Origin of the sequence: [Clostridium] citroniae WAL-17108 (assembly GCF_000233455.1) — a bacterium.
Taxonomy (GTDB): domain Bacteria; phylum Bacillota; class Clostridia; order Lachnospirales; family Lachnospiraceae; genus Enterocloster; species Enterocloster citroniae.
The window spans coordinates 184,644-196,789 of the sequence record NZ_JH376421.1; the positions used below are offsets into that span (position 1 = coordinate 184,644).

General features: G+C 49.7%; 10 protein-coding genes. 2 read left to right on the forward strand and 8 right to left on the reverse strand.

Translation table 11 applies throughout. From position 1 onward, the window contains the following. Nucleotides 1–143 precede the first annotated feature (143 nt). Together HMPREF9469_RS10855 and HMPREF9469_RS10860 are read left to right on the forward strand one after the other, a co-directional pair. Nucleotides 144–1,868 carry a sensor histidine kinase gene (locus HMPREF9469_RS10855; protein WP_007861883.1) on the forward strand — a complete coding sequence of 575 codons (1,725 nt, stop codon included), beginning with the start codon at nt 144–146 and terminating at the stop codon, nt 1,866–1,868. Continuing rightward, nucleotides 1,846–2,610 (forward strand): helix-turn-helix domain-containing protein, encoded by a 765-nt coding sequence (locus HMPREF9469_RS10860; RefSeq protein ID WP_007861884.1) that lies wholly within the window; start codon nt 1,846–1,848, stop codon nt 2,608–2,610. Before HMPREF9469_RS10855 ends, HMPREF9469_RS10860 begins: the two co-directional genes overlap by 23 nt. Before the next feature lie 26 nt (nt 2,611–2,636). Here HMPREF9469_RS10860 and HMPREF9469_RS10865 read toward each other — a convergent pair whose 3' ends face one another. From HMPREF9469_RS10865 to HMPREF9469_RS10900, 8 genes are read right to left on the reverse strand one after another with little or no spacing between them, the layout of a single operon-like run. Beyond that, on the reverse strand, nt 2,637–3,401 hold the full coding sequence (locus HMPREF9469_RS10865) for an RluA family pseudouridine synthase (protein ID WP_007861885.1): 765 nt from the start codon (nt 3,399–3,401) through the stop codon (nt 2,637–2,639). A 36-nt stretch (nt 3,402–3,437) separates the two neighbouring features. Continuing rightward, complete coding sequence (locus HMPREF9469_RS10870; RefSeq protein ID WP_007861886.1) at nt 3,438–5,204, reverse strand: sensor histidine kinase; 1,767 nt, start codon at nt 5,202–5,204, stop codon at nt 3,438–3,440. A 2-nt stretch (nt 5,205–5,206) separates the two neighbouring features. Beyond that, nucleotides 5,207–6,673 carry a response regulator transcription factor gene (locus HMPREF9469_RS10875; RefSeq protein ID WP_007861887.1) on the reverse strand — a complete coding sequence of 489 codons (1,467 nt, stop codon included), beginning with the start codon at nt 6,671–6,673 and terminating at the stop codon, nt 5,207–5,209. A 29-nt stretch (nt 6,674–6,702) separates the two neighbouring features. Then, the gene (locus HMPREF9469_RS10880) at nt 6,703–7,554 is read right to left on the reverse strand and encodes a carbohydrate ABC transporter permease (RefSeq protein ID WP_007861888.1); all 852 of its coding nucleotides are present in this window, start codon (nt 7,552–7,554) and stop codon (nt 6,703–6,705) included. After that, nucleotides 7,551–8,420, reverse strand: a complete 870-nt coding sequence (locus HMPREF9469_RS10885) for a carbohydrate ABC transporter permease (protein ID WP_007861889.1) — start codon at nt 8,418–8,420, stop codon at nt 7,551–7,553. The genes HMPREF9469_RS10880 and HMPREF9469_RS10885 overlap by 4 nt, the downstream gene beginning before the upstream one ends. A 23-nt stretch (nt 8,421–8,443) precedes the next feature. After that, nucleotides 8,444–9,448: an aldo/keto reductase gene (locus HMPREF9469_RS10890; RefSeq protein ID WP_007861890.1), complete on the reverse strand. Its 1,005-nt coding sequence runs from the start codon at nt 9,446–9,448 to the stop codon at nt 8,444–8,446. 30 nt (nt 9,449–9,478) lie between these two features. After that, nucleotides 9,479–10,432: a uroporphyrinogen decarboxylase family protein gene (locus HMPREF9469_RS10895; RefSeq protein WP_007861892.1), complete on the reverse strand. Its 954-nt coding sequence runs from the start codon at nt 10,430–10,432 to the stop codon at nt 9,479–9,481. Between the two features lie 23 nt (nt 10,433–10,455). Further along, entirely contained in the window at nt 10,456–11,886 is a 1,431-nt protein-coding gene (locus HMPREF9469_RS10900; protein ID WP_007861894.1) for an ABC transporter substrate-binding protein, read from the reverse strand. Nucleotides 11,887–12,146: the final 260 nt, after the last annotated feature.

Sequence of the window (12,146 nt, forward strand, 5' to 3'; positions counted from 1 at the left end):
CTATAAATATTGTGACACAAATTGTTGATAATATGACTTTTATACGCAATGGCAATTATCAAACCCATATTTTATTGATATAATGATATCCTGATATTATACATTATTAAAAATATTTATTCACTGGATGTAAGGAGGGGATCATGACTGAAAAACATAGGTACTCACTTAAAAAACGCATGATAGCACTGCTGGCCGGCTCCCTCAGTTTTCTGGTAGGACTGATCCTGTTCACCATTTTTCTTTACATCATATACTCCAACCGCAAGATTGCCGATTCCAACAAGCGCACCATCGAATACTGTGCAAACCAGATCAACAGCAACCTGGACAAGGTGGATGTGGCCATGCTGGGCCTGGTGGCTTCCAATACGGACTTCCACCTTTTATCCGGCAAAACAAATACCCTTCAGGCTCATGTTTCTTCCCAAGGCCTGATCTCCCAGCTGTCGGAATACCAGCGGATCTACTCGTTCTGTGATGGTTTTTTTGTTTATAGTGAAGACAGCTTTGTCTATCGGGATATCTTTAAACAGGACTATACATACAGCCAAAAGCAGACGATCGCAGGCTGGGTCAAGGATACGATCCGGAGTTCCCACATCAGCTACAGCAACGGATGGAACACCCGCACCATTGACGGCAGCAATTACCTGGTACGCTTTTATGGGTATCGGGGGACCTATCTTGCCGCCCTCATATCCTTTCAGTCCCTCAGCGACATTGTCCTCTACTCAGACCAGCAGGCTGAGATCGCCTTCTGTCTGGGAAACGGCACTGAGGTCTACGGTACCCATCCGGATATTGACTTTTCCTCAGTCTTAGGGGCGGGCAGCTACACCATTGCGGGAAAACCGGCCTGGATGATCCTGCACACTCCCATAAGAGAATCTGACGTCAATCTGCTCCTGCTGGTAGAGCAGGGAGGGTTTCTTACCAGCATGTCCGCCCTGCAGGTATCATTTTTTGTTATCTCCCTCTATTCCGTGATCCTGATCCCGCTGCTGCTGCGCTGGGTACGCCATGCGGTGGTGCGCCCGCTGGACCGTCTGGAGAACACCATTATTGAGATCCGCTCCGGTAATCTGACCGCCATTGTCCCGGAGTTTGATGTGCTGGAATTTCAGAATGTGGGAACCACATTTAACGAAATGATGCGACAGATCCGGACCCTTCAGCTGCAGGCCTATGAGCGGGAGCTGGTAACCCAAAAGGCCCAGCAGCAGTATCTCCAGCTGCAGATACGCCCCCATTTTTATCTGAACTGCCTGAAGGAGCTCTATGCGGTAGCGGAACAGAAAGATATCAAAAAAATACAGAAATTTATCCTGAATATTTCGCAGCACCTGCGGTATATTTTCCGGGACCAGTCCGAGCTGGTTCCCCTGCGCCAGGAGCTGGAGCATATCCACCACTACATCTCCATTCAGCAGCTGACACTGGCCCGCGGTACGGAATGTATTGTTGATGTGCCGGAAATGCTTATGGACTTTATGATTCCTCCTTTGACCCTGTCCACCTTTGTGGAGAACTCCTGTAAGCACCGGACCGACCGCCCCCAGACCACTGTAATCCAGGTCAAAGCAGCATACCTGGACAGCTGCGAGGAGAAATATATCGCTCTTACCGTACAGGACAACGGTGATGGATTTTCCAAAAAGGTACTCAGTGAGATTAATCTGAAAAATAACCAGAAGATATACACCGACAGCCATGTAGGCATTCACAATATCCAGCAGCGTTTCCGCCTGATCTATGGGGATTCAGTGATGTTTGCATTTTATAATACCCCTCAGGGGCCTGTGTCGGAAATATTTATCCCGGTAAAGGAAGGAGATATTACAGGTGACAGTGTTAATTGTGGATGATCAGCCCGATGTTGTATGGGGCGAACAGAACAGTATAGATTGGAAGAATTTGGGGATTCAACGGATTCTCACGGCGTACAGTGTGGGGGACGCCGAAACACTGCTGCTGGAGGAATCTGTGGATATCCTGCTATGTGATATTGAGATGCCGCCCCGCAGCGGGCTGGAGCTCTGCTCCCTGATCCAGGAAAAAAAGCTTTCTACCCGCTGTATCTTTCTCTCCGCACATGCTGAATTTTCCTATGCCCAGGAAGCTGTGCGATTGGGCGGCTTTGACTACATCCTTCAGCCCGCTCCCTACAGCGATATTGAGTCGGCTGTGGCAAGGGCTATTATGGATATCCATGAAAAAAGCCATGCGGATCCTCCGGCCAGACCGCCAAAGGATTCCACAGAACACCCCGCCCACTACGCCGGTTCCAGTAATTCCGTGGCACGGGCCATTGAATACATCCAGCAGAATATCAGCAGGGACTTAAACCGTATAGAGATCGCGGAGGCTGTCTTCCTCAATCCCGAGTACCTGTCCCGGCTTTTTAAGCTGGAGACCGGCGGTACTCTGTCGGAATATATAACCTGGGAGAAAATGGAATTAGCAAAGGAAATGCTAAAAAGCACGGATATTCCCATTGGCCTCATTGCGCAGAAAACCGGATACACTAATTTTTCCTATTTTTCTCAGGTGTTCAAGCGATACACAGGATTATCCCCCCTGGAATACCGTAGGATGAATGATTGCTGAAATTTCTATGCTGCATATCTTCCCGCTTATTTCAGCACTGAAAACAAGTCAAATGCACCGCCGGAAGGCTTGATCTCAAAGCACATCCTCTCCCCTGCAGCGGGGTGGGGAAATGCCAGGCGGTATGCGCACAGGGCAAGGGCCGGAGATTGGCCGGATATCCTCCCTGAAGGTTTCTCCTTTATGTCAACCTTTGTGGATATGTGTATACCATACCGCCCATCCCCGTAGAGGGGGGTGCCATGACCGGCAAACTGCACCCTTATCTGGTGGTGCCTCCCTGTAAGGAGCTCAATATCTATTAATGAGAGGAATTTTTCTCCGTCCCCAGGGTTGTGGATAACTTCCATCTCCCTGTAGTTAAGGACCGCTTTCCGGCTGTCTTTCACCGACTTATCCACAATAGACGAAGTGTTGTTTTTCTTGTCCTGCCGTAGATAATCCACATATGCCCCCTGTTTATCCACAAGTTTTCCACATACCACCGCCATGTATGACTTTTCCACTTTTTTGTCCTGTAAAGCGGCGCTTAAGGATGCTGCCGACTTCTGGTTTTTGGCATATACCATAATACCGCCCACGGGCTTGTCCAGTCTGTGGATAACTCCCACATACGGGGGCTGGGACCCGGAATTAGCTGTGGTTAGCTTGTGGATATCCTGTGGATTGTGGAGATGGCGGCGTATCTCACTGACCATATCCGGGGCAAATCCGCGGGCTGACTGGGATTCCACGCCCGGGGGTTTTTGTACTACGATAATATCCTGATCTTCATATAATATAGAAATCATGGTCTATCCTCTCTTATCTTTTTTCCTGTTTATCCATTATAAACCAGGTCCGTGGGATACACAATGGGGTGGCACTGTGATCGTCACAATTGTCCCGGATCCGCTGCTTTCAATAGACAGCCTGCCCTCATCCCCATAGAGCAGGAAAAGGCGCTCCGTGATGTTGGCCAGCCCGATCCCGGAATGGGCCCCCTTTCCCTGCCTGGATTCACTGAGGCTTCCGCATACCTCCTCCCTGATCCCATTTCCGTTATCCTCTATGGTGATTCGGACATGATCCCCAGCCTGTCCTGCCTTCAGGCGGATCACAAACAGCTCCTCAACGGAACGCATCCCGTGGACAAAACAATTTTCCACAATGGGCTGGAGGATCATGGTGGGGATCTTTACATCTTTCAGCTCCTGGGGATAATCGATCTCCACCTTTAGATTATTCTCCTGGATATAATGATAGATCTCCATGTATATTTCCAGTGAACTGAACGCTTCCTTCAGGGTGATAAACTGCTGGTCCGAATAGGCGGTTATGCTCCTGAAATACTTGCCGATGAGCTGGATGGCCTTGCTGATCTGGGGCGCTTTATTGATCTTGGCAACCGCATTCACTGTCTCTAAAGCATTGTATATAAAATGTGGGTTGATCTGGGTCTGCAGAAAACGATACCGGTACTCCAGGGCTTCCAGCTCCGCCTTGTTTTTCAGGCGCTCCTCTGCCACGATCCGGTCCAGCAGCTTAGAAATCCTCTGGTTCATATTGTTGAAGCACTCTGTCAGCTGTCCGATATCGTCATGGCAGTAAACAGGGGTCACCACCCCCACACTGCCCTCGGACACATAAGCCATGGAGTTTGTCAGCGCCTCCAGCTGAAGGCTTACCTTGCGGGTCAGGTAGTGCATCAGCCCGCTTCCCAGAACCATAGATATGAGTCCCAGCAGGATCCCGCTTACCACCACGCTGCGCCCCATTCCCGTAATGCTGACCATGGGAATGATACCCGCAATATGCCATCCCCCGGCGCTCTCCTTTTCTATGGCATAATACGCCTTGCGATCCCAACTCTGGCCGCCCTCCATGTGTCCCCCGGCCTCCAGCTGCTCCAGGACAGCTGCCTGCAGCGGTTCCTCCATGCCTTCCGTATAGATGCATTTCCTTCCCCTGTTGTAAAACAGCAGGGCTATGTCATGTTTGTCATCCTTAAGCATTTCCACTGACTGTCTCTTTACCCGCGCCACCGCATACCCCACATGCTTCAGGGATGTGATCTTTCTCACTGCATGGAGGATATAGACGTGGTTCCGCTCATCCGATGCCCACATATAACCCTGCTTTAACACAGCGTCCTTGGACTCCTCAACAAACCTTCCTGCAAATTCCACTGCCTCATCTCCCCCGGACGCCATTTTCTGGGATGTATCGGCGGTATATCCTTTATTGGTCTCAACATATACAAAATCAAAGGGTAATACGGTGGACACCAGCTGGTTGGCCATGTATCCCAATTCCTGGCCTGCATAGCTGCTTTTGTCCCCGTCCATTTTGGACATGTAGTCCGGGATCTGGAACATGCTTATGGTGTTAAACAGCTGCATTTCCGTGTCCGATACCCTGCGCTCAAAATTATCAGCCACCTGTTTTGTGACCACATCCAGGTTGTTGATATAATTCTTTTTTAATATGTTGATACAGAATACCACTAGCAGGCAGATGGATAAGAACAGGCTTGTAATAAGGGAAATGCAATATACCAGGATCAGCTTTTGTTTGAATTTAAGATTGTCAAATTTCTTTACGGAATCCAGCATATCTACTCCCTTTTCCTCATTCTGTATTCACTGGGCGTGATCCCTTCCAGGCGTTTGAACGCATTATAAAAGCTCACATAGTTTTCATATCCCACCGCGTAGGCGATCTCCTCCACCCTCATCCTTGTGTCGTCCAGCATCTGCTTGGACACTGCCATTTTATTTTTCATCATATGCTGCTGAAAGGTGATGCCTGTCTCCTTGCTGATCAGCGAAGACAGGTAATTGGGACTGACATAAAACTCCGAGGCCACCTGCTCCAGCTTGATATTCTCCAATGTATGGATCTCCATATAGCGGAGCACGTTCAGTACCAGCTCCGACTTTCCTTTTCCCTGGTCCCTGGCCTGGTCCACGGCCTTTAGAAATGACTTCAGCCATTTTCCAAACATCTCAATGGACGTGTTCTGGATCGCGCTGTAGATGGCGGAATCCAGGTATACAGCCCATTGCTTGTGCTTTTGGATCACCTTGGTGCAATAGATCACCGACATTACCTGAAGGGAAATGATACTGCCCCCGGTGCACCGCTCAAAGGCGGCATATGTCTTTTCGTAATCCTCGGTCCCCCTGATATCCTGGGCCAGCATGGCCGCCTCGGCCTGCAGGTCGGCCGCTTTCCCATAGCGGATGTCTGTCTTTGCCATTTCTCCCGGTCTTGTAACCCCATACCCCTCCAGCATATTCTCATATGCCTCCAGATACAGATCCTTCACCGAATCCTTCAACCCATAGACCCGGCTCGTCCCGATCCGGACCGTTCTGTCGCTTTCACATAAAACAGCGCTGATTTCTTTTAACTGTATCTCCCAGGATATGTCCTCTTCCTCTGAAGTGCACAAGATCACAAGCTTTTCCTCCAACAGGGTGGATATGGTTCTGCCGGTGATCCGCTGTTCTGAATATTCCACCCTCTGGAGAAGGGGCTGGGAAAATCCGTCATTGGCATAGGCAACAAGCATGGCACAGCTGCCTTTACAGATCTGTATGTCGCTCACCAGGGACCACACAGGCAGGTCCCGGCCGGACATCAAGGCCAGTATCAGCCTGCCCTTTAATACGCCTGTCACCTGCCGGTTAACATTTCTGTCTTTTTGAATGCTTTTAACCGCTCTTTCCAGAGCGGTTAAAAGTTCGTCATCATCAATTGGTTTCAGTATATAGTCAAATACGGACAGCTTGATGGCACGGCTTGCATATTGAAATTTGTCGTATCCGGTGATCACGATCACCTTGCTGCCCAGATCCTGGTCCAGGGAGGTCTCCACCATGCTGAGTCCGTCCATATAGGGCATGTTGATGTCCGTAATTACAATGTCCGGCTTTTTTTCTTCCATCAGCCGCTTCCCCTGCTCTCCGTCATAGGCGGTTCCCGCCACCTCCAGATTCAGCGCTCCCCAGTCAACACCATATAACAGCGACTTCACTGTGTTATGGTTATCATCCACAATAATTACTTTATATGCCATATCTTCCCCCTGTGCCTGTCTGTACCCGCCTACCCCTTGACCGCTCCCATCATTATACCACTGACCACATACTTCTGCATACAGAAGTAAAGGATCAGGATAGGCAGCATTGCCAGGATAAAAAAGGCAAATGCCAGGTTAAGTTCTGATGTGTATTCGTTAAAATATGCCATCTGGGCCAGGAGAAGCGTCCTGGATTCCACCTTGCGCAGAAGAATGACCGCAGTGGTGTAATCATTCCATATAAACAAGGTATTCAGTACAAGCTGTGTTGCGTTCACCGGCTTCATAAGCGGAAAAACGATCTTCCAGAACATGGTAAAACGGTTGCATCCGTCTATCCTGGCCGCTTCCTCCAGATCAAGGGGCACTGTTTTTACAAACCCGGTCACTACCAATATGCTGATGGGTATCTGAAGCCCTGTCCTGGCAATGACAAAACCAAGGTTGGAATTGGTAAGTCCCAGGCGGAAGAAGTTAAGGTACAGCGGCAGCATGATACACTGGATGGGGATCAGGATCCCGGACACAAATATCATATAAACGCTTCTGTAAAACCTGCCGTTAAACCTTGCCAGGACATAAGCTGCCATAGAGGTTGCCGTCATCAGGATCAGGACCGCTGGTATGGTGGTAAGGATGCTGTTCTTATACCCAGTGATAAACTGCTCATTTTCCGTGATCACCTTTACAAAGTTGTTAATGGTGGGATGCTGCGGCCAGGCCAGGCGGTTTACGGATATATCAGAGCTGTCCTTTAACGCGTATATGACGCTGACGTAAAACGGCGCGATCACTGCTGTCATTACCAGGAAGATCGTGATGATCTTAATACAGGTTAGGATCTTCTGCCGGTATCTTCTGTCAATCATGCCTGTCATTCCTCCACCTCCAGCCTGTTGCAGACAGCCGTTATGGCATATGTCAGGATCACCAGCACCACGGTTATGATGATCGCAGCAGCCTGCCCCAGTCCTGCTTTATTGAATCCGAAGATATTGTCATACACATACATGGCCGCTGTCTGGGCCGCTTCCATGTTTCTTGCAACCGCCATGGGATAATCAAAACATTTCAGCCCCCATGCCACCAGAAGGGTCACATTGGATATGATGGCCGGGACGATCAGGGGAAATGTGATCCCCTTTACCCTCTGCCACCAGTTGGCCCCGTCCACCTTGGCCGCATCGTAGTAATCATCGGGAATGGACTGCAGGGCGGCAATGTAGATCATCATACAGTATCCCATATCCCTCCATATGGCGATCACTGCCATTGCCGGAATGACCTGGCTGGAGACTCCAAGAGGGCTTACAATGTTAAACAGCGGGGAAATGATATCCGTATACACATAGCTCCATACAATGGCGCCGCTTGTGAGGGCCACTGTAAAGGGGATGAATACCACGGTCCTTGCAATATTTGTGTACCATTTGGATCTGTTCAGCAGCAGAGCCAGGCCAAGCCCCAGGACATTGGCGCCAGTCACATAGATCACAGTAAACTGGAAGGTATGTAAAAATGCCTGCTGAAAATACCTGTTCCTGATCAAAGTAATGTAATTGCTAAATCCCACGTAGTCATAGTTTGTGCTGATGACGCTCTTCCAGTTGGTAAAGGAATAGGGGATCCCCTGTAGGAAAGGCAATATCACAACAAATGCAAACAGGGCAAATGCAGGAAGCAGGAATAACAGGTTTGTACCATGTATCCTGGCCTGCTTCATGGATATCTTAGGTGGTTTCATCTGAACAGCTCCCTTCTGCCGCTTTATTTGCTGATCCTGTCTATTTCATCCAGCTCTGCCTGGGAAAAATGGGTATTGCCGACAATCCCCAGATTTTCAATGATCTGTTCCGGCCTGGATGCCCCGATCAGGACACTGGTCACGACCCCGTCCTTTAATACCCAGGATAACGCCATCTGAGCCAATGTCTGCCCCCTCTCCCTGGCTATTGCATCCAGTCTGCGTATCTGTTCCACCCGCTCCGTTGTGAGATCGGACGCGTGGAGGAACCTTCCGTCCCTTGCAATGCGGCTGTCCGCAGGAATACCGTTTATATACTTGTCCGTCAGCATTCCCTGGGCCAGAGGGCTGAATGCAATGATCCCCATACCGTCCCGGGCCGCATATTCCTTTAGTCCGTTTTCTTCAATGGTCCTGTTAAAAATACTATAGCTGTTCTGATTGATCACAAGGGGGAGGCGGACTTCCCGGGCAATCCTCATTGCCTCCCGGGCATGCTCCCCGTCATAGTTGGAGATTCCTGCGTAAAGTGCCTTGCCGCTTCTTACAATCTGCTCCAGGGCCAGGACGGTCTCCTCCACCGGGGTATCAGGATCCATGCGGTGGTGATAGAAAATATCCACATAATCCAGTTTCATCCTTTTAAGAGATGCGTCCAGGCTTGAGATCAGGTATTTGCGGCTTCCTCCATCCCCATATGGCCCGGGCCACATATCATAGCCTGCTTTTGTGCTGATCAGCAGTTCTTCCCTGTAGGGCTTAAGGCAGTTCTCCATGATCCGCCCGAAGTTCTCTTCCGCGCTGCCATATACAGGGCCATAGTTATTTGCCAGATCAAAGTGGGTGACACCATGGTCAAACGCGGTAAAGCACATGGCCTTCATGGTATCATAATTATCCTTGCTTCCAAAGTTATGCCACAGGCCCAGGGAAACGCACGGAAGCTTCAGGCCGCTTTTTCCGCAGCGGCCGTATTCCATATGTTCATATCTTTCCTTGTCTGCCTGGTATTCATTTGCTACGTACATAAAATCTCTCCTTCCAGCAGAGCCACTCTGCTAAACAGACCTTGCTGTCTCCACCACCCACCGGATCCTCTCAAGGGGCAGTTCGTCATGGATGCTGCAGTCCGGCCCTATAATGAACCCCCGTTTTCCCCCTTCCTCTATAAGGGCTTTTGTCTCCGCCTGGATCTCTTCCTTTGTGCCGCTGTACAAAAGGCTTCCCAGGCGGTTGTCAAACCCGCCCCACACCGTGCGTTTAAATGTATCCTTTGCCTGGCTGACGCCCAGGCCGTCAATATAACATGACCAGCTCACCACCGCCGAGTCATAGTCAGACCAGTCTTCCAGCCTGTTATTGATCTCCTCCCATGCGCAGCAGTGCAGGGCATTCATGTCGCTGAGGGTATTGGCATAATCCAGGACTTCCTTGTCGCTGGGCGTTACCCATTCCCTGTACTCCTCATATGTAAAACGGTTTACTTCCCCATTCTGTACACTGTAAAAGATCCCATCACATCCGGCTTCCTCTATGATCCCCCTGACTAGGAGCTTTACATCCCCTGCAATCACGCGGCAGGCATGTTTTACCGCTTCCGGATCCTCCCTGATCAGTTCCATCATCCTGGGATAACCGATCTCCAGCCTCAGATAGGAAAGGGGGCAGAATATCAGATACAGGCAGCAGCATTCATCCTTAAGGGTTGAAACGATTTTTTTGGTGCGGTGGATCTGCTCCCTGATAAACGGATGATCCGGCCCAAAGGCTTTCATTTGATACAGGTCTTTTGCCTGTTCCAGTTTTCCAAGCGCCGGGGCCGGCCAGCCGAAATACCCGTCTGCTGACAGCTTTACAAAATCCACATCCGTCTTTTTGTAAAAGTCAACCTGTGCCTCAATAAATTTGTCTTCCTGCCATAACTCCTGGGGTACATGCTTCCAGAAGCAGACCGGCACATGGTCTGTCTCCAGACCATGGAACGCGGCCCTAACCCGTTCTCTTTTCGTCATATGATTCTGCTCCTTTTACCTTTTTAATTTGTGGCAATAATATCGTCAAACATGGACTGGATATTTGCAATGCACTCTTCATGGGTCATGGGCTTTCCTGTGACCACACTTTCCGCATAGCTTATAAGCGCTTTTCTCCAGGCATTGGTAAACTCAGTGTTCATAGGTTTGGTAAATGCGCCCTGAGATACGTAATTGCCTGATTTTTTCACCTCGGCAATGGTCTGGACAACGGGCAGGAGCTTGTCGGAGCTTTCGCCTGTGATCAGCGGCATCAGTGTGCCCTCAGACCAGGTTAAAGCGCCGTCCGTAACCCAATACTCCAGAAATCCCAAAGACTCATCCAGGGCATCGGCGTTAGGATTCACCATAAAGCACTGGTCCACCAGCACTCCCATCTTTCCTGAGTTTTCCGTATCATCAATGGGCGGTACAAAGAAATCAAACTCAAATCCCTGGTCCTTTCCCCTGGCTTCGATCTCGCCGATATTCCAGTTACCTGTAAAGATCATGGCGCCTTCCCCTGCTATGAATAATTCCAGGGCCTTGTCCTGGTTATTGGCCATGGCGTCCGTGCGCGGATACAGCATCCTGTCGTCCCACACAGACAGCGCCTCCTCCACATACGGATAATCCGCTACCCCTGCCTTCCCGCTCATCCATTGATCAAAGATATCCAGATCCCCTGCTGCAATTGCCCTGGGCCATATGGTGGAACGTGTTTCCAGATCGCCGGTGGAGCCTTCCCCGTACACATCGATAAAAGGATCGATCCCTGCATCATGAAGCTTTTGTATCACTTCCTTAAACTGGGTCCTTGTCTTCGGCACTTCTATTCCCTGCTCCTCAAATATCTTTTTGTTATAAAAGATACCTGATGTCTTAAAGTCAATGGGAACAGCATATACCTTTCCGTCTGCGGACACATCGTTTAGATCATACTGGTCAAGCCCCATATTCCTGATGACCTCATTATCCGACAGGTCCATTGCATAACCGTTTTCAATGAGGTCCGGGTACATGGCCGGATTTCCCATAATAATGTCAGGCTGTTCCCCGGAAGCCAGAGCGGTTGACAGCTGCGGAAAATAATCCGTGCCCTGGTTGTAGAATACGTTTTCAAAGGTAATTTCAGGATGCGCCTCCATGTACGCCTCCTCCAGCTTAACCAGGGAATCCTGCTTTACGGACTGCCCCATGTAGTGGAATACGGTGATCACCTTGCTTTCCCCCGACTGCGCCTGGGCTGCGGACGTCCCCGCCTGATCATCTTTACCCTGGGCCGCCTTGTCCTGGCCCCCCTTATCCTGAGCCCCTTTATCCTGGGTCTCTTTTCCCTGCGTCTCCTTGTTCTGAGGTGCCCCGTTTCCCCCCTTGGCGCCGCCGCACCCGCTGATACTGGCCATCGCCATGATCAGACTGATTCCTATTGCCACGTGTTTTCTCAAATACATAACGTTCCCTCCCTCTCCAGAGTCTATTTACGCTTCGTACTCATATTATAGTTTTTATAGCAGTTCTCCACAATTAACGAAACTTACTAAATCATTAACAAAAGTTACTGTTTTATTTCTTTGCTTTCATATTTCTTATTAAAGGTCTAAGAAGATATACGTAACAGTTCAGACGGCGGGAAAATTGGTGCAGAGGCGGGCGCTATGCTGGCTTATAAGACTGATTCTGCACCAGTTTTCACATCGGATGGACATCCGCA